Below are 18,597 nucleotides of genomic sequence, written 5' to 3'. Positions count from 1 at the left end.
AATCATTGCATGTGTTCTGGGTAAAGTTTTTGAGCCGCAGGTCATCCTGCAGCCTGAGAAGATATTTTTCGTTCATGAAAACGCCCTCCATAATGTTAGATTTTAGTAACCGATAAATTCCTGTCATTTATGGAGGTGCACGGGCATTATAAAACCGCTTGCCTACAGAGCGGATACATGGTATGATTTTGTCCATAGCAGTAGTGATGTTTCCTATATCTATAAGGTTTGTTGGTTTGTGGTGAGTTAACAATACCTTATTCAGGACTCATTTACTACTGCTTTTTTATGAAAAAGAAAAATCGCTATGCGTAACCTTGGCAGGCCATCGCGCAGCGATTTTGTTCAAAACCCATAATCCTGATAGGTCTTATCCTCTCCCATCTCCTCAAACTTAAAGTCCGGCCACAGAGTAAGCGCCTGGGCCCGTATCTCATTGATGTTGCCCTTGATGCGGTTGTAGTCACCGATATTAAAATAATCACTGGCCTGCCAGTCTGTTTTTGGCTGTTGCCACATAACTCATGTCCCTCCTTGCCTTGATGGTACCGCTAAGCCCGCCATTAAATTTCAGGGTATGGTCCGTTACCCGTATCAGCAGGTCAGGCACATACTTATTTTCCAGGAATGCTATGTCGTTGGCATCAATCCGTGGCTCTCCCCGGTATGACAGGTCATATTCCCGGTCTGATTTCATGTAGTCCCCAATCCAATCCGCCAGGTTCGCGGCATGGACCGTGTCGGACACAAGCGGATTATTCCACGCCTCCAGGCTGCCGGTAGGATTTAGCTGTCTGCTTACCTTGGACTGGGTAGTAACATATTCCCTGCCTGTCACGACCACCTCTGTCGGCCCTGTGATTCCTGTAAGCTCCACCGTTGCGTAATAGGCACTACTACCCACAATCTCACACCCATATTTTGAAATACTTGCAATACCAGTGAAATAGCCAATGAACTTATCACACCACTCTATATCCGGTTCATTCCCGATTCCCCAAGCTGCTGTCAAATCTACCAAAAGAAGTGAATCTGTATAAAGCCTTTTGTTTCCATAGGTATAAATCCTTAGGTCCCACTCTCCTGTTATCTCAACCGTGTCAATGGCTGATTTGGTATGCCACGCTCCATCTGGCGCAATAGTCTCTGGACGTAGATTAATATTAAATGATTCTCTATTGGCAATCGCCCTGACCAAATCGCATTCATCATTTCCCGAATACTCACCGGGTGATTCCTCCCGCATGAAATTCCCCCGCAAGTAATATTTATGTCCGGATATCATCTGCACAGTTTGTACTATGTGGACTGCGTTTCCATCTTCTGAGACAACGTATGTGCATTTTCTGGCTGCGTCATACTGTGCGTTGAGCCATCCGGTCACGCCGGTATCAAAAGACCCATTCTGAACCATATTGGTTGCCTCCACATAAGCCGGGACGTATGTCTTTAAATCATAGGATGGATTAGAAAAATAAAACGTATATCGGTTGTCTAAAGCGGTTACACTTATGGTCTCCCTCGCCAGCTCCTTTGCATCCTCTGTACTGAGATTGTATATGGTGCATACGACCTGCAGTTCCCTAACCTTGGTCAGTTGCGTGCCCTTTGGGGTCTTGGTCAGCTCCACACCATATTCCAGGACATAATCCGTGCTGTCACCGAAGGTTATGTTGTCCAAGGTCACACGGTTATTTGGGCACCCCTGGGTAAACTCCAGCACAAGATGGTCAAATTCCGGGAACTCATGGTTGACCACATGGGTCTGACTGAGTCCTGAGACAGCGTAATCCTCCACGGGCACATCATTGTTATAGGTATGGAACACGACCGTATCCGGCCAGTTCCTGCCAAACTCCAGCGTCAGTCCAAAGCATTTAAAAGCTGCCTCCATGGTTATGCTTATGGTTGGGTTTTCAGCGAACCTTCCTTCACCATCTGCCACAGAATCCGATATATAGCCGACATTAAGATAGGTCGTACCCTCAGCCTGCCGTGGAAGGAAGTACTCCGCCCCATCTGCAGCGGTATGATCCTGGCCAGCTGAGGCATACGCATCCTTCCCCGTGTGGTCCAGTACCGCTGCGGCATTGGAGAAATACGCCTCGTCGTCAGAAGCCGCTTCCATATCGGGCACGAAACTGGATTTCAGGAATATCTTCCCGGCGCGGTCCAGATAGAGGATGCACCGGCCAGCATTAGCAATCAGCTGCAGAGCTTCCTTATGCGCTACCACCGGCATCGGATTAACCACTAGAACATTCTTAAGATATGGATCTATCCAGTAGTCCCGGTAATCCACTTGGGCATCTGTTATTACATCCACGGCCAGGTCATATAGGCTCATGCCATCCGGGTGATACTGGCCACGGTAATAGGTACCATCCATGCCGTCAAACCGGTCGGATGCCTGGAAGCTCATCTCCGTATCATCAGCTGACCATGATTTCAGTGCGAGTGACGTTCCCGGTATCCACTCAATCGTCCCATCATCCATGGCCTGGCCATAGAGCGCCTCGATTCGTTGGCCGGTTTCCAGGAAGTTGACCGTGCTCTCATCATTCTCCACATCATAGACTCGGTCCTTATTATCCACCGTCATGGAAAAATCTATGGTTGGCAACTCCTCAGATATAGGGCTGATATGTTCCTTTTTGGTTGCAGACAGTATTTTTTTGCTGTCAAAATAGATGCCTATACCCATCGTTATCTGGTTAATGCGCAGTCTGCTCTGTCCATTGGCCATGACAGACGGCACAAAACGGAGGAAGGTTGCAGCCGGAAATATCTCCTCCGTTACATAATGCCCGCTGGCATTCCCGGTTACTTCTACGGTATTGCCATCTGATATGATACTGAAATCCACAGGGTACGCCTTGCCAAATTCCAAGGTCAGCCCCTTAATGTCGTATTGAACGGGAAACCGGATTTCAATTGCCCCCTGAAGGCCATCCGTCACGATTCCCTGATTGAGTACCACGTCTGCTGCATCCCTGGGGAGGAAATACATGCTGCCATCCACCGTGGTGTAGTCCTGGTCGCAGGCAGCATACAGTTCCTTCACTTGATAATTGTCCATTGGCATTATTAAGTCGGAATAATACGTATATGCATCCGGCTCAGGTATGTAAGCGGACGACTGTGCCTGCTGGTTAATCAGGCCGATGGTGACACGCAGGTGGGACAGCGGGTTCCTCCACTTCCTGCGCATCATGTCCTTATATTCATTACTGGCTGCCTGCATTATTCCATCACCCCGCAGTCTATCAGGTTCACCTTACAGTCTTTATACATGGTAGGCAGGCCATCCGGACCGGTCTCCCATATTTTTGCCGTCCGGTTCCCCGGATACATCCGCTCCGTCTTCCAGCAGTTGTTTTTCATGTCCGGAAACTTGACCGTCACCACAAACTCCTCAAACTCTTTAAGGATGCTGCTCCAGGTCGCCGCATCCAAATAGGACCACTGTAAGCCGTCAATCTTATCCTGGTCACGGCCCACGCGCTGCCCCACGAATTCCCCCAGGGCATTCTTGCCCTGGTTCACGTTCGTAGCAATGGTTAAGCCAGGCCCCCGGTCATAGTTTGGGTATTCATGTCCGTTGATATAGATTGGCAATCCACTCCACCTCCTTACGTTGGCCGCAGGGTATACCCGCTGCGCTTATCCAGCTCCACCAATTTCTTCTTTATTTCCCGGATGTCGATATTGACCGTCAAGTCCATCCGTTCAATCAGGTCTATGATGTTCCTGAGCAGTTGCACCATGATTTCCAAATAATACTCACTCATACCGCCACTGTTCTGCTGGGATGCCAGGGCTACTGCTCGGTCTACCATCTCCTGCATCTTATCCTCAGGCGCCACAATCTCACCGTAGTGCCTGTTGTCACCAATCATGGCCAGCTGCGGGGTGTTGGCGCGGACGAAACCGCCCTGGGCCAGACGCGGGAGGTGTATGTTTGGAATCTTAGGTATAAGTTCCGCTCCGATACCAGGTACTTTATCGGCTACATCATTCACGGCCTTTATCATGGCATTAATTGCATCAATAACCCTATTGGCCATGTTCTCCACGCCATTGATTATCATGTTGATGATGCCCTTTATATCTGCCCAGATACCATCCCAGGTTTCTTTTGTTTTGGTTCTCACCGTATCCCAGACGCCGGCAATTGCATCTTTCATGGCGGTGAACTTCTCATCCACGGCTATTTTAATGGTATCCCACAGGGTTGATACGAATTCCTTGATGGATTCCCATATCTCTGACGTCTTGCTCTTGACACTCTCCCAGGATGTGCTGATGGAGGTTTTAATCAGGTTAAACATATTTGCTGCCAATGTCTTAAGGCCAGTCCATAACGAGCTCACAAAAACTTTTATGGCATTCCATATTTCGCTCGTCTTTGTCTGGATAGCAGACCATGCATTGATGATGGTGGTCTTAATCCCTTCCCACACCTCCAATGCCTTGGCCTTAATCTCGTCCCAGTGCTGATACAGCAGGACACCTGCCGCTATCAGGGCAGTAATGGCTAATATTACCAGGCCGATGGGACTTGTGAGGAATGCAATTGCCGCCCCCAAAGCTGTGGTCAAGGCAGTTGCAATAGTACATATTGCATTCCAGGCTACCGTTGCTGCAGTCATTGCCGCCTGCGCGATTGCGTCCGCTGCCTTGGCTGCTGTATTGATTGCAAACTGGGCCGCCTGCTTAGCCAATGCAGTAACAGATGCTGCCGTAGCCACAACGAAGTCCTTTGCATACATGGCCACGATTGCAACAGTCTCAGCCTTGTCCGCAATCTTAGCAGCAGTATTCGTAACAAAGGCCTTTGCATTGGCCAATAACGCCGTGGTGGCCACGGTTACCGGTGCAAACATCCCCTGGAATGCGCTTATCACGCCTCCTGCGTTAATAATGAACTCACCTAGTTTGACTACTTCCCACGCAGCAAAGAAGGCAGCTACCACAGCAGTGATTGTCTCAATGGTACCTGTATTTTCTAGGCACCAGGCAACCACATCAGACAGGGCCTGCGCCAATGCATCGAAAACGGGTTTTGCGTAAGTGTCATAGGCTGCATTCAGTCCGTCAAACATTTTATCAAGAAGGTCCTTTATATTGCTTACTACCGGCTGGATGGTATCCAGCAGACCCTGTACAGCCTTTTTGATTTCATCCTTATTGTCAATGATAGGTTTGGTGAGGACATTCAGGATATCCCTTCCAATCTTCCCTAACAGTTCCGTCACACCCATGAAGGCAGTGGAGAACATCCCGATGATGTCCGCGGTTATCTGCTTTGCGCTGTCGCTCCTGAATACTGAGAATATTTCAGCTACCGCACTGGAGACACTTCCGCTTATCTCAGCAATCCTGGAACCGATATTGAACATGGATACAATGTAATCCCTGATTCGTTCACTATTCTGCTGCAGGAACAGGCTGATTCCGCCCAGCAGGTTATCCGCTATGGATGCTCCTATACTGGCGGCAGAGCCGGCTATCTTACCCAGGTTAATAGCTAAGATATTGGCAAACCGTTTGGCAGCCTGCTCCACCTCTGGAGATGTAAATATCTCCGTCAGACTATCCTTGATGCTTTGGATAGATTCTTTCATGCTGTCCAGGACGCTGGTGTCGCCAAATCCAACCTTAAACCCTGCCATGAATAGGTTTTTGAGTTCCTTTGCCTTTTCAATCAGCCCGGCATACTTACTGTCCATCTCATCCACGGCCGATGTATCAAGTTCGCCCATGTCGAACTCATCCGCAGAGTACCCACCATCCGCACCGCCTCCGGAACCACCGCTACCGGAGTCTGTCTCCGGGTTGATGATGTTGAGCTCATCAATGCCTGTGCTGACACTTTTCATGTCCTTGGCTGCCTTCTTGGCTGCGCTGCCTGCTCCTCCAGCGGCTGCCCCTGCTTTATCAGCAGACTGGGCCATGGCTTCCATACCAGCCGTGGCCGCGGATGCGCCTCCCCCGCCCTTCTTACCGGTCACCATCTCCGTGAATGCCTTGAATGCATTGGCCAGGCTCATCAGCTTACTGATGATGCGGTTGATTACCTGGATGACCGGGGTCAGTACATTTATAAGGCCCTGACCGATTGTGGCTTTAAGGCTGTCAAATTGCAGTTTCAGAACACGTACCTGGTTTGCCCAGCCATCCGCCGTCCGGATGAAGTCCCCGGACGCAAGGGACAGCTGGTCCTGCACAAACTTATACCGCAGGGCCACCTTCTCGGCCTCAGACATCTTGGCCGTTACCTTGCCATAGCCGTTCGCCAGGGCGTAGCTGTCCAGGGCGCTCTGGGTCATGACAATACCCAGGTCCTTAAGGGTCTCCGTCTCACCCGTGAATACGGATTTTAATTTGGTGTAGGCCTCGTCCTGACTGATGTTGTAGAAGGATGCCACATCACCAGCCAGGCCAGTCAAGGTCGTGGACATCTCATAGGCTGCCTGTTCACCAAAGCCAAAAGCCTTGGCCATTGCGCCAAAGGTGCCGGTAAACTTCTTGGCCATGGTCTCTGACAAACCAAAAGAGGTTATGGCATTCTTAGCGAAGTCATCCACCTGTTTGGACATCCGTGGGAATGTGACATCCACCACATTCTGGACTTCCGAAAGGTCGGAACCCAATTCAATGCATTTTGCACCGAAGTCTATGATTTTTTTTACCGCAAATGCCGCCGCCAGGGCGGCACCTGCCTTTTTGGCCAGCCCCTGGATGCCCGCCATCTGCTGCTTGAATTGATTCTGGTTGACCACAAGGTCAAGGCCAATCTGGCCTACGCTGTCAGCCACGGTACCACCTCCTATCCACACATGGCCGCGAACATCTTCTCCAGGTTGGCCATTTCCTTCTCGAAGGTTTTCTCATCCATTTCTTTCATTTCCCGGTTACGCCAGTCATCATATATCCGGCGCTGGTCCTTTGTATAATGCTTGATAATGTCCTTATCCGTCTCTGACCGGATGGCCACCACCCGTCCCAAGGCAGTCTCCGGGGACAGGCCGGCAATCAGCGCCTTGAACTCGTCCCAAGAGACTGACTCAAATTCCTTCGTTCGTATACGCAACCCGTACTGCGACAGGAAGCTGGAAACTATCAGGTCCCAGTCCTCGAACATGTCGTAGTACGGGTCACTGCTCTCCCGGGCTGTCTACCTCATCGGTAATCAGCTGTATGGATTCCATAATGACTGTAACCAAATCCTTAAATCCGATTTTCAGCTTTTCAATCTTCTTCTTGGACTCTTCGGGGAACATCAGGTTGTAGGCCTGCAGAACTTCATCCATTCCGGGGGCATCTGCCGACATCAGTCCCATGACCTTAAGCATGGTCGGGGCATCTGCATTGACCTCCAGCACCTCACCCTTAATGACAAGGGATGGGTTTTCCTCAAAACTCAGCTTATCCGTGATATCTACTTTTCTCGCCATTGTTTAACCCTCCTTATACTGTTAATGATTGCGCTGGAGTGAAAGTTGGCTTACCATAACCCGTCACCTCAAACTCCAGACCGTCAATATTTGTCGTGTCACCACCTCCGGGCGTCGTCACATTAACGACTACGTTACAGGCCAGCTTTGCTCCGCTGACCATGGTCCACTCAAACTTGGTCATCACGTCCTGTCCAAACTTCCACGCCAGGCCGGCAATATAATCATTCCCCGGGTCCCCAACCGACCGTTTTCCCTTGAAGCTGAACCCAAGTTTCTTACCGGTCATGGCAGCCTTGGCCCATCCGGCAGCATCCATGGAATACCACTCCTCAACGGTACCGTCTATGGATGGTGCAAAGTTCTCTAGATCGGCTGGCATCACCATCTGTTCATCTGTACTCTCAAGGCCCGCAGTGCCAAACTTAAACACATTGTTATGCACGGGATACACTTTTCCCTTTGCTGCATCTGCCATCTCTTATACCTCACTTTCTCTGATATACAAAATCCAGCCATATCACATATTCGTAGACACCCTTATCATCCGTCCCCACGTCCACCGGTTCCGGGACCTGGAGGATGATGCAGTTGATGGGTGTATCCCCTATGGATAGGCTGGATACGTTTTTAAGTTTCTCATATAGTGCATAGGCAGCCCGCTCTGATGCCTGCACATCCTTGTCCCAATGGACCAGCAGTGATATACGCCGGACATCATAGCTGCTGTAATCATGGCCACCCAGCGCCATCACGGGAGGGCCGCTGCCCTGCCGGTGATACACGCCAATGGAATGGTCCTTCTTATTGTTCAGCTTCCCGATATAGACATTTCTGTCTTCAGCAATGGCCAGACCGGCTATGTATCCCCGGATATCGTCCAGTTTCAGCATCATACACCACCTGCTTTCTTGTAAAACCGCTTAAATGCGTTCCTGGCAAAATCCTGGCTTACTCCACCAGGTAGCCACGGTTCGTACCATTCACCGCCGGCAAACGGGTTCTCGTCCGTCTGGAAGTTGTATTCCGGATGATAATACAGACGCCGCGCATAGGGTGTGCTGGACACCAGCGTTACTTTGCCTTGCTTGGATTCGCTGTAATCGACAAATGTACTCTCGTTTTGAAGATTGCCAGTCTCAAAAGGCATTACCTGGGCCTGTACCACCTCTGTATGCAACGCCTCCGCTGTCATCTCCAGGGCAGTCACCGCTGCCTGTGTCAGTTGCTTAATCCGCGGGAAATTCATTTTCACAGTTGATTTTACCTGCATCAGACCACCTCCAGCTGGCAATAGTTCACTGTCCCATCCGGGTTCCTGGCTTTCATCCCCTGTTCAATCCTCCGCTCTTCCCCAAATACAGTTATGGTACCCCCGCTTAAGGTTGGGAAGTCTGGGGCAATGTCCCCGGGGAACAGGGCCGTACCGGTTATCTGCACCAGCTTCTTTTCTGTGGTCAGAATGGTCTTGGCCCGGTCCTGGAAGTTACATTTCAGGTCCAGGTCCATTACCTTCTCTGGATGGCCGCGGTTGTCTGTATCCTCTGATTCCAGATGGACGTGTATATCCGTCCTGCATAGCCGTTTTGGCACTAAACATGGGTATTTCATGGCTCACCTCGCTAACCGGCAGCACAGACCCGTCTGGGACAGCAGGGCGTACACATCGCGCTTCATGGCTACACCCTTGTCTGTAAATACGTTCCAGCTGCTGCCGAACTGTGCCGACACACCATTGATGCTGTAGCCCTGCAGGATGGTGTTTATCTCGTCTGTGTTCTCATACTCAAAGTCCGCCTGCTGGCAGACCACTTCCTGTATGGTTTCCTGCTGGAAGGCCGTCAGATTAGAAAATCCCCGGCCTACAATGCGGTTGTAGGTCAGGGAATCAATGTGACGGCTGGCCTGCTTAAGGGCCTTGTCCAGATCGTTCATGGGGATTACATTCCCCTTGTATGCGTCACAGTAGTACTCGTAGGTGACATAGGGTTCATAGGGCATATTACTCACCTGCCTTTTTACTCTCCGCTTTCTTTGCCGGTTCCTGCCTTGCGGCCCGGAGTGAAGCAAGTTCCTCCCTCAACGCTACATTTTCGGCATCCCTTTCAGTCGCCAGGCCCTGAAGGCGCTCAATCTCTTTCACTGCCTTCATGTATTCATCATAAGGTATTGTCTTTCCGCGTCCATATGCGGTCACTTGACCATCTTCACTCACAATATCAAAGCCTGCATCCTGATAGGACTTCTGCTGGCTTTCATCAATTGTGTACTCCTTATTTCCTTTTACTGCTCTCATATTACCTCCTTATGCTCCGGCTGCTTCCACATTCATGGCACACCCCTCAACCTTCTTTTCAAGAAGGAACAGGTCTCCGTAGCAACGGTTCTGATACAAATACCCATCTGCCGTCCTTGAATCTGTTCCTGGGGTAAACAGCTTGATATAGCTGTATTTATCCCGGCATACCACGCAAGAGGTATGAATCAGAATCCAGTTAATCTGCTTCGCATCAGAAGCAGCCACACATCCTGTAGTGAAGTCATACTTAGTCTTCATCCTGGCCGCAGGCACCATCTTAATGGTCACATCATCCAGGCTATGTACCTTACGGTTGATTGTGGACGGGGACGTTACGGTCATGACCCTCTGGAGTCCTTCCGCCTCCTTCACAATCTTATTCATGGTTGGGGTGACATACAGCATTCTCCCTTCTTCCGGGACGCCAGCCTCATCCATTCTCGCCATCTCCTCATCAAAAGCTTCCAAGAAGTTGGCTGCCGTGATGACATCAGTACTGATACGACCAGAATAAGTGGTCAGTTCTGCATGAAGTTTGGAATAACGATAGGAATCTTTTTCCGGGATAGCCTGTTCGGTCTCAAAGGTGTTCTGTATGTTTGCTACGGATAAGGTCAAGTTTGTTTCGTCAATGTCCATGGGGTCAATCCAGAACTCCACATCCCTGTCGTGTTCCAGTTTCTTTGCCTCCCAGTCATTGCTCAGGGTACCTACATTGAATCCCGGTGTCCTGGTATGGTCCTTGTACCCAGTCACCGTCATCCTTGGGAGTTTGATGGTCTGGGCATTGATAAATTTCACCTGCTGGTTACTCTGCGTTAAAGCATCAGAGCATAATTCCTTTGCATACTTCTGCTGGAGCAGCTGTGTAAAGGTCGTTGCATAATCATATACTGCCATTTCTTAATCCTCTCTTTCATTAAAGTCCGAACGCCTTTTTAAGGGCATCATCTGTTGCCTGGGTCTGTTGCTGCCCACTGGCTGCGCCCACCTGAATGAATCCGGTGGATCCTGGTGCCTGGGGTTTCAGTGCCGGCACGTCCTCCAGCACCTTGTTCAGGGCTGCCTTAAGTGCCTCATCATTGATTTTCCCATCCTGTCCCATGACCTGACTTAAATCAGCCATCTTGAGGACATAAGGGATTGTCTTGGCGTCAATTCCCAGGGATACCGCGGCCATGGTTGCCGCGGCCTGCATCTGTGCCTGTTGGGCGAGGGCCTGGGCTTGGGTGGCCTGCTGCTGTAACGCAGCCACATCTGGTTGTGATGCCGCCTTCTGCTGCTTGAATGCAGCAATCGCCTGCTCTACTTCTTCCTGGCTGAGTCCCTGCTGCTTGAAGTAGGCTTTCAGGGCCGTGTCCTCCTTAGCTGCCAGGGTTCCCTCCAGCATCTGCTGGATTTTGGCATAATCAATTATTGGGGATGCCGCCTGCTGGCTGGCCTGGGCTCCCTGCTGCTGGGTCTGTGCCCCTCCCCCTCCCTCGCCGCCTGCCCCGCCTGCGGGCTCTGCAAATAACTGTAAGTTCATTGGTAACATGTCTCTCATCGTCAATACCTCCATTTTAAGGGTGTCACCCTGTGATTTTCGTTTCATCCATTGTCATCAGTGTCACTGGCCACGCAGCAGTTTAAAGCCATGCTCGTGTTTGGGCGTAAAAATAGCACCCAGGATAATCCTGCGTGCTTATTCCTCAATTCTATCGATGCCATACTCTACTGCACACATGTGTTCAATTTTGCACCCTCTAAACTCATTCCATCCTGATACAAAATATGCGACATCAGCAGTGGCCAAATCCTTTATGCTTCTTGCTAAATATTCTAACGGCTTTGCATCCTTGGAGAAATCCGTATAGAAAGTGTCGATTACCTCCACTTCCTCTCCCAAATATTCTTTTGCTGACTGGATAGCTCTTTCTCTTTCAAAAAGAATCTGTTCGTCTGTCTTGTCTCTCATCGGCTGCGAAATAAATAACCTCTTCATTCTTATCCTCTCTTTCCGTTGCGATATCGCAACAAATAAAATACCACCAGCCATTAATGACTGGTGGGTTGAACTATGCCTAATTTGACATCTCAAACATATTGTAGTATAATATGGATAAGATATCTTTTAAAGAGGAACGGTACCTGACCCCCACTTATTGGGTTGGGCCATCGTTTCTCTTTAATTTTTTCTGATTAAGATTTTTCTTATTTGGTCATCCTTAATCAGTATGATTTTATCCACAAAGGCTGTGTGTCTCGACCAATAAATATCGTCTACCTGTTTATATATCTCATCCTCATCCAACGGACATTTTGAAATATCCAGGACAAAGTTGCCCGCCTGTCGTTTTTTCTTTGAAATCACATTATAAACCAGATTTTTGCTTGTCCCTGACAATTCTTTTAAATCATATGCCTCTCCTCTGAACATATAATCCGGCGTTGATATTCCAGGTGGATTCAAAACCCTGGGAACCATGGATATCTCGCCCCCAAGTTCACGTTCCAAAAGCTGCGCAACCTGTTTCTCCTTGTCTGAATAGTCCAACAACACATGCTTCCCATCAACCTTATATGTAGTGCCATTTGACGTATATTCAGATAAATCAACTATTTCATGCGAGTTTGGTGTTGCCCCTTTTATCCATTCTTCTGTAACATCCACTGACCTACCCATGCCGCCAGTCTTAAACTGGATGTCCTGCCACTCCTTCGCCCTCTGTCCGTACTGCTTTTTATTGTCCTCATCCAATGAATACTTAGCCAGCCGCCCATATCTTTCTGCCTGCCTTGATGCATACTGCTGCCCGGCCTCCTGTTTATTGGCCTGTCCGACCGCCTCCAGTTCCTTCTCACTCCAGGTATCGTCTGCTGTGGAGATGCCAGGGAAATAGGTTGTATGGCTGTCCTTGCACCTGGGATGATACAGTCCGGATGCTATGGCCCTGCTCATGAGGGGATACGGCCCATCGGATTTCTTGCCGCCGGACCAGACGTCGTCAATCAGGACCTTGCCAACAAATGGCAGGCACTTCGGACACGGGTTCCCGCGCTTGTTGACAATCACGGTGGTAATCCCCCATTCCTGCCGCTTCTCTCCCTCGCCCTGCAGGTAAGCCCGCTTGCTGGCCGTCCGGATGGCCATGTCGGCATAATCTGATAGGGTATGGCGGGCACCATTGGCATACTCCACACAGTTAAGGCCCCGTGAGAGCATATCCCTGGTAGCCATGTCCACGGCTTTTTCATAGGTACCGGCGCCGGTATTGGCATAAACCTGGGCATTGAAGATTGCCTTACGATAATCATCATTAGCTTTACGCAGGACAGCCGTCTCCGCCGCTTCCATGTCGTGGGTAGTGGCCTCGATCAATGCTTCCAGCTTCCGGTCATTCAGTTTAAAAAACTCGGCGGTGGCACCTTTGCTGATTTTCCTGGCTGGAAATCCTTTGCGGATGGCGTTCAGTATCTGAATTTCCTGCTGCATGTTTCCGGTCTGTCTGGCCTGTCTAATAAGCTCACCCATTTCCTTGTTGAGGTCCTGGAACCGGCTTCCAAAATGCTTCTGGTTCTCTCTCTTGTACTTCTCCAGGGCCTTAAGCTGTTCCGTCTGCCACATGGACCACTCAATACCCTCTTTGGTTTCCTCGGCCCGATGTCGGTCCATATTGCGTATCATAGACTTGATAAGCTCATCTTCTATGGCCTTGAAGGCGGCGCCGATATCGTATTCCGTCAACGGCATCACCTCCCGTTAGCATGTACCTTGAATCCTTGCGCCTTGAACTGTCTGGTCAGGTCCTTAAGCTGGGTCACGCTGCTACATTTATCGCAGCACAGCTCCGCATACCCCTGTCTCTCAATTGCGTAGATTCCCAATGGCACCTGCTCCCTTGCCACCTGCAGTAGGCCCTGGTACTCCTTCTGGCTCATCTGGTACAGACGGTTCATTACCTTGACCTTCATCTGGCTTTCCTCCCTTCATGTTAAGTCGAAAACTGCCAGCAGCCGTATTGATTCCGGGTTCTTCCACTTCCGCAATGCCCTGCTCTGCCTTCAATCGCGCTATCTCCTCTTGTTTCCATGCATCGTCCTTGCTGTCACCATACAACTCCTCTACCTGGGCCTCAACGCTCATCATTGGGGCACCAGGCCGGGCCTTGACCAGTGTCTCCACCTGGCTCTCAAAGGACGGATTTGCATACTCACCAAAGGGGATGTCTACTTTGACTTCCTCTACCCCTTTGCCGTTCAGAATATTGTAGGCGTTGATTGCTGCGCTGACCAGCTCAGGCAGTGTCTCCTGCAGAGCCTCCACAATAGCATTCCGGGTGTACAGGGTAGCTTTTTCCTTTTCGCGCTGCGCTTCGGCGTTGTCCAGCTTCTTGACATCGATACCCAAAGTGGACGGACTGATGACGCCCTGCAGGCATAAATCCAGGGCCGTGCAGTAGGATGCAAGGTAGCTGTCATGCGGGATGACCGGCTGTTCCGTGTTGACCTTGTTATCAGCCTTTTCGGACATATCGTTATCAGACGCAAAGTACCGGTTGTCAAATGGATTGGGCCGGATGACCTGCCCTGTCTCCGGGTCATGCGGCACCAGACAGTCCGGTATATACGTCCTGGCCCTTCCAGCCCTCAGGGCATCCATCCACTGGGACCAGGCTTCGTCGAAGGCGTCAAAGCTGTCCAGCTTACCATCAAAGATGCTGCCACCGCGTCCCTCATATTTGGTGGACTCATACACCTGCAGTGGCACGGCCAGGATGAGTGTGTCATCAAACTTCGTATCCTTTATTCCCTTGGTGGCATCGATGGCATTAAGGGGCACTGGCGTGTCACCCTTATACAACTCGTTACGTATATAGCCGTATCCATAATGCTCATACAGGACATACTGTTGATACCCGGCCTTATATGGCGTCTTGAACACAACTTCCTTCACACGGTCCCGGTTTCGGACAATCTCAACCCGCTCCCCTGGATACCACTCCAGGATTGGATACTCACTGACGGTCGTGTCAACCGTGACCTTGAAGGCGCCGTCCCCGATGTACAGGACCTCCTTCAAGGCCTTCTCCAGCTTACGAGTGAACTTATTATCCTTTGCAATGTCCTCCCACAGCTGCCGCTGCTGGTCGTTACCTGCAAAATCAAAATCATTCATGTCATCCAGGACAATGCCTGACAGGATACGGATAATCAGCCCGGGCAGGCCGGTATGTATCTTGCGCATCTCCATACCCGGTGTACACCTGCTGGCCCAGAACTTATATTTATCTGCATATTCCGGGGCCTGCTGGTACATCTGCTCCAGCTCGTTACCATCACCACGGTACCAGATGCGATTCCGGATGGCATTGGTCTCGAAGTCCAGGACCTCGTTAATCTGAATACAGTTCCCGCTGGCCGGCACCACGTTCAGCCAGGTACGAATGCCCCTCTTGATTGTCTCATTCATGCTGTTCAGCCACCTCATTTCTTCTCAGCCTCCTCGAATCCAATCAGGTTCCGGTATGGTATCCATGCATACTGATTGGCATTAATGGTATGGTCGTTCCTGTCCTCCGGCTTGTCCTTCTCGTCATCCCAGCTGTACCGATCCAGTTCGGATAGATGTTCCGCGCAGGTATCCACCACCAGGTAACAGCCCTGCTGTATCCAGCCCAGCTGCAGGTTGATACGGTCCAGAACCTCCGGTCGCTTATATGAATCATAAAAATTATACAGGCAGCCTTTAAGCCGCCTATACTTGCGTAGCTCTGTGATGGTTGCCTGGTCCGCATTGTCTATATACACATCCTTGGCAAAACCCCAGTCCTTGCGGCACTGCTCCAGGAAAGACACAAACTTAACCGCTGTATCACTGGGGGCCAGCGGGACATCCAGTTTGGCGTTGTTATAGACCTTCTCAGCCAGAGTGACAAGCTTCCGGTCATCCGTAATCCCCTGAAATATCATTGCTATGGTATCCGGGGACTTGCTAGAATAGGACGTATCCAGGGCTGCTGTGAGCTTCTTGAATTTCAGTGTCATGGCCTGCTGGACCGTGATGACATGCTTGGACCGCTCAAAGTTGGAGAAAATAAGGCCGGTTGCCTTACCACGCAGGCCTTGAATCTTATTCTTCCAGATTTTCGTTCCTTTGGGCGTATTCGTCATAATCTGGTCCAGCTTCTCCTTACTCAGGCCCAGGTTATGGGCGAAAGAAAAGAACCAATGCACCCAGCCGGGTTTTGGTTCCTCCTGTAATTCATCCATTATCTCTTTTGGTGTTTCATCTCTCCACTCAGGCAGTGGCCTGGAACAGTTGATATACTCCTTATACACATCCAGGCCCGGGTCATCCGGGTTGAGCGTGGCCATCAGGTAATCGCTTCTCATGGCGGCCTCACGCACAAACTCAATGTCTGCCGTGTTAATCTCATCAATGTACAAGCATCCGTACTGGCCGCCCAGTGCATCCTTCCACTTGCGCTTGTTGCCGTAGCCGACAACAAAGATAATCTTATCGCCGCCGGATGTGTGGAAGAGGATGTGAGGCATGTTATAGCCACCTCCACCGTTACCCTTATATTCCACCAGCACGCCAAAGTCATCCAGTATGCCCAGGTCCTTCTGGATGATGTTCTTTTCAGCGGCGCCTGTATCATCCGCAGCCAGGATGTGCAGCTTTTTGGGCGATTCGGCCACCTTGAGCATGAATTTAAACAACCCTACTGTAGTCTTGCCGGCAGCCGTGGTGCCTTCCAGGAACTCCACCGGGGCGTCACAGCGCAGGAACGCCTTGTACTTATCCGACAGCAGCAATCTCTCCGCACTCATTAGCCACCGCCACGCATCTGCTGGAGCAGGTCATCAAGCTTGGTCTTTTCAGTATCCAAGCCGCCGGATAACTCCAGCTTATCCTTGAACATTCCCAGGTGCCGACCCAGGAGCTCCAGGGCTCTTACCCTGTCATAGGTTTCCACGTTTATTCCAAACTTAGTTTCTTTGATTGCGGAGATAGCCGCCCGCTTCTCCTCTGGCAGTTCTTCGGTCGGGATTATTCGAACCACATCCCTTGTCTGCATCTGACCGGTATCAGGATCCACCACATAAGAGTTGTTCCGGATAACCGGCTCCCGCACAACATGTGCAAAATCGGTGCCGTTTGCACTGGCAATCCTCCGCAGCTCCTCCAGCACCCAATCTTGGGTAATCTCAGTACGCCTTTCCCGGTCCTTCATGCGCTCCTGGATATATTCCGCAACCTTAGTATTTCTTAGCAGCTTACTACCGTTGACCGCCGCGGCCTCATCCTTCTTGCAGCTCGGATACGCAACCTTGTAAGCCCTGGTGGCATTAAGGTCTATCAGGTATTCATCTGCAAATATCTTCTGTTTTGGCGTTAATGCCATCTGGCTCACCTCCAATCGTTTTGGTAAAGAAAAAGAGCCACCCAGAGGTGGCTCAAATCATAGTCATAATTGAATATTGTTTATTCTCGATTCCAGTTAATAAAAAACGTCCCTAACGTTCCACAGAATCCGGCTGATCGTATTATTTTATAGGCAAAATCATTATTTTTGAATGCGCCATTGTACATCAATGAAACAAAGAATACTATAATGATAAGCATAATCATACACCATGCCAAAATTCTGCAGCATCTATAGGTGCTTTCTTTAGTTGCATTTTTCATAGCCAAAATCAATGCCGTAACAAATCCCACATATACACTAATCATAGTTGCGTCGTTAGTATATAGATATGTTATCCATAAATTAATTATCAACCCGATAATAATCACTCCAGTTATTACATAGAAAATATCATACTTTTTCATTTAATTTCTCCAATCATTTTCTCCCATCATACACCATAATTTGACAAAAGTAAAGCCCCCACCATACCAGCAAGGACTAATCCAAAGGAGATAATCTGTGTATCTGGAAAACGTCATGGGGGATAAAACCAGATACCTCACCGCTTGCGTACCCTGCGGCATTGTCCCGTTAAAGCACAGGTCTGTCTTATGAGGGATTACATAATACCGGTTAATCAGCCACCAGGGTATGACACCTGGCAGCCGTCGCTTAAATGGGGAGGATGCAAAACCAGTAAGCTTTCCGCTTCATCCAATTTTGCATATTACAATTATAAATCGTCCAAAAGGACTTATCAAGGACATCATTTTGACGCAGTTTGTCAAGCCCTTAATCAAGCATAATTGCATCCGCTCCAAACAGATATATGCTCAGTATCCCAGTGAGCTCCGTCACCCACCGTCTTGCCGTTCTATCTGAACAATTCAAAAGCTCTCCAATTTCGTCAGGCTCCATACCATCAAAGTACCTATACTTAAAGGCCAGATACTTCTCATGCGTATTCTTCCGACACTCCTCATCCTCCAGGAGCTTCAAACACTTGTCTATGTGTCCTATCATGACAATGCTCCGGAGCTTACTCTTAAGAATGCTGTTGATAAAGATATCTTCCTCTGTGAACTCCTCCAGTTCATCGCCATTATCCATGTCGGACAGTTCTGCCACTCCCTCCTCCACGCTCTGACAGATGCGGTTATAATTCTCCATCAGCTTCTTGGTGTTCTGGAATACCTTTATTCTCTTTTCCCTCCGGAGTTGCTTCTCATGCTCCTTAAGGGCTTCCCTTGCGGCCAGCCTGGCCACTTCCTCCAATGCTTCCGTCTGTTTCATCGACATCACCTCCTCCCGCATCCAGCCACGGACACGCCCAGCACCCGTACCGTATCCTTCCCTTGTTCGTCCTCTGGCCATCACACCCGCGGCGCCCGTTGTCTATGTAGCACTGTCTCATAATACCGTATCACTCCCTTCGGCGGCC

General features: G+C 49.8%; 22 protein-coding genes. All 22 read right to left on the bottom strand.

Annotation, left to right across the window (positions count from 1 at the left end):
• Positions 1-345 precede the first annotated feature (345 nt).
• The 22 genes from G614_RS31485 to G614_RS0121685 all read right to left on the bottom strand — a co-directional run bounded on the left by G614_RS31485 (position 346) and on the right by G614_RS0121685 (position 18,530).
• Positions 346-519 carry a hypothetical protein gene (locus tag G614_RS31485; protein WP_155245103.1) on the bottom strand — a complete coding sequence of 58 codons (174 nt, stop codon included), beginning with the start codon at positions 517-519 and terminating at the stop codon, positions 346-348.
• Entirely contained in the window at positions 482-3,244 is a 2,763-nt protein-coding gene (locus G614_RS0121785) for a hypothetical protein (protein ID WP_027643623.1), read from the bottom strand. Before G614_RS0121785 ends, G614_RS31485 begins: the two co-directional genes overlap by 38 nt.
• Positions 3,244-3,618 carry a hypothetical protein gene (locus tag G614_RS0121780; RefSeq protein WP_027643622.1) on the bottom strand — a complete coding sequence of 125 codons (375 nt, stop codon included), beginning with the start codon at positions 3,616-3,618 and terminating at the stop codon, positions 3,244-3,246. Before G614_RS0121780 ends, G614_RS0121785 begins: the two co-directional genes overlap by 1 nt.
• 14 nt (positions 3,619-3,632) lie before the next feature.
• Entirely contained in the window at positions 3,633-6,821 is a 3,189-nt protein-coding gene (locus tag G614_RS0121775; RefSeq protein WP_027643621.1) for a phage tail protein, read from the bottom strand.
• 11 nt (positions 6,822-6,832) lie between these two features.
• A complete protein-coding gene (locus tag G614_RS0121770; RefSeq protein ID WP_021893241.1) occupies positions 6,833-7,147 on the bottom strand; it encodes a Gp15 family bacteriophage protein in 315 nt (104 codons plus the stop codon).
• A gap of 13 nt (positions 7,148-7,160) precedes the next feature.
• Positions 7,161-7,460, bottom strand: coding sequence for a hypothetical protein (locus G614_RS0121765; protein WP_002589149.1), 300 nt, complete (start codon positions 7,458-7,460; stop codon positions 7,161-7,163).
• A gap of 13 nt (positions 7,461-7,473) precedes the next feature.
• Positions 7,474-7,938, bottom strand: coding sequence for a phage tail tube protein (locus G614_RS0121760; protein WP_027643620.1), 465 nt, complete (start codon positions 7,936-7,938; stop codon positions 7,474-7,476).
• Positions 7,939-7,948: 10 nt separating this feature from the next.
• Entirely contained in the window at positions 7,949-8,356 is a 408-nt protein-coding gene (locus G614_RS0121755; RefSeq protein WP_242828178.1) for a minor capsid protein, read from the bottom strand.
• A complete protein-coding gene (locus tag G614_RS0121750) occupies positions 8,353-8,733 on the bottom strand; it encodes a hypothetical protein (protein ID WP_027643618.1) in 381 nt (126 codons plus the stop codon). Before G614_RS0121750 ends, G614_RS0121755 begins: the two co-directional genes overlap by 4 nt.
• Positions 8,733-9,071 (bottom strand): hypothetical protein, encoded by a 339-nt coding sequence (locus G614_RS0121745; RefSeq protein ID WP_027643617.1) that lies wholly within the window; start codon positions 9,069-9,071, stop codon positions 8,733-8,735. The genes G614_RS0121750 and G614_RS0121745 overlap by 1 nt, the downstream gene beginning before the upstream one ends.
• Positions 9,072-9,074: 3 nt before the next feature.
• A complete protein-coding gene (locus G614_RS0121740; protein WP_027643616.1) occupies positions 9,075-9,461 on the bottom strand; it encodes a hypothetical protein in 387 nt (128 codons plus the stop codon).
• A gap of 1 nt (position 9,462) precedes the next feature.
• Positions 9,463-9,756 carry a hypothetical protein gene (locus G614_RS0121735; RefSeq protein ID WP_027643615.1) on the bottom strand — a complete coding sequence of 98 codons (294 nt, stop codon included), beginning with the start codon at positions 9,754-9,756 and terminating at the stop codon, positions 9,463-9,465.
• A gap of 9 nt (positions 9,757-9,765) precedes the next feature.
• Entirely contained in the window at positions 9,766-10,659 is an 894-nt protein-coding gene (locus G614_RS0121730) for a hypothetical protein (protein ID WP_027643614.1), read from the bottom strand.
• 19 nt (positions 10,660-10,678) lie between these two features.
• Entirely contained in the window at positions 10,679-11,296 is a 618-nt protein-coding gene (locus tag G614_RS0121725) for a hypothetical protein (protein WP_027643613.1), read from the bottom strand.
• Positions 11,297-11,443: 147 nt separating this feature from the next.
• The gene (locus G614_RS0121720) at positions 11,444-11,743 is read right to left on the bottom strand and encodes a hypothetical protein (protein WP_027643612.1); all 300 of its coding nucleotides are present in this window, start codon (positions 11,741-11,743) and stop codon (positions 11,444-11,446) included.
• 183 nt (positions 11,744-11,926) lie between these two features.
• Positions 11,927-13,492 (bottom strand): phage minor capsid protein, encoded by a 1,566-nt coding sequence (locus G614_RS28435; RefSeq protein ID WP_162142788.1) that lies wholly within the window; start codon positions 13,490-13,492, stop codon positions 11,927-11,929.
• Complete coding sequence (locus tag G614_RS33430) at positions 13,492-13,626, bottom strand: hypothetical protein (protein WP_278246012.1); 135 nt, start codon at positions 13,624-13,626, stop codon at positions 13,492-13,494. Before G614_RS33430 ends, G614_RS28435 begins: the two co-directional genes overlap by 1 nt.
• On the bottom strand, positions 13,607-15,229 hold the full coding sequence (locus tag G614_RS0121705; RefSeq protein WP_027643611.1) for a phage capsid protein: 1,623 nt from the start codon (positions 15,227-15,229) through the stop codon (positions 13,607-13,609). The genes G614_RS33430 and G614_RS0121705 overlap by 20 nt, the downstream gene beginning before the upstream one ends.
• Positions 15,226-16,575, bottom strand: coding sequence for a terminase (locus G614_RS0121700; protein ID WP_027643610.1), 1,350 nt, complete (start codon positions 16,573-16,575; stop codon positions 15,226-15,228). Before G614_RS0121700 ends, G614_RS0121705 begins: the two co-directional genes overlap by 4 nt.
• The gene (locus tag G614_RS0121695) at positions 16,575-17,150 is read right to left on the bottom strand and encodes a terminase small subunit (protein ID WP_027643609.1); all 576 of its coding nucleotides are present in this window, start codon (positions 17,148-17,150) and stop codon (positions 16,575-16,577) included. The genes G614_RS0121700 and G614_RS0121695 overlap by 1 nt, the downstream gene beginning before the upstream one ends.
• Before the next feature lie 80 nt (positions 17,151-17,230).
• A complete protein-coding gene (locus tag G614_RS0121690) occupies positions 17,231-17,578 on the bottom strand; it encodes a hypothetical protein (protein WP_027643608.1) in 348 nt (115 codons plus the stop codon).
• Positions 17,579-17,948: 370 nt separating this feature from the next.
• The gene (locus G614_RS0121685) at positions 17,949-18,530 is read right to left on the bottom strand and encodes a hypothetical protein (RefSeq protein ID WP_027643607.1); all 582 of its coding nucleotides are present in this window, start codon (positions 18,528-18,530) and stop codon (positions 17,949-17,951) included.
• Positions 18,531-18,597 lie beyond the last annotated feature (67 nt).

It is taken from the genome of [Clostridium] clostridioforme AGR2157 (assembly GCF_000424325.1).
Taxonomy (GTDB): Bacteria; Bacillota; Clostridia; order Lachnospirales; family Lachnospiraceae; genus Enterocloster; species Enterocloster clostridioformis_A.
The sequence above is the reverse complement of the archived record's forward strand: the minus strand, read 5'-3'. Positions and strand labels throughout refer to the sequence as shown.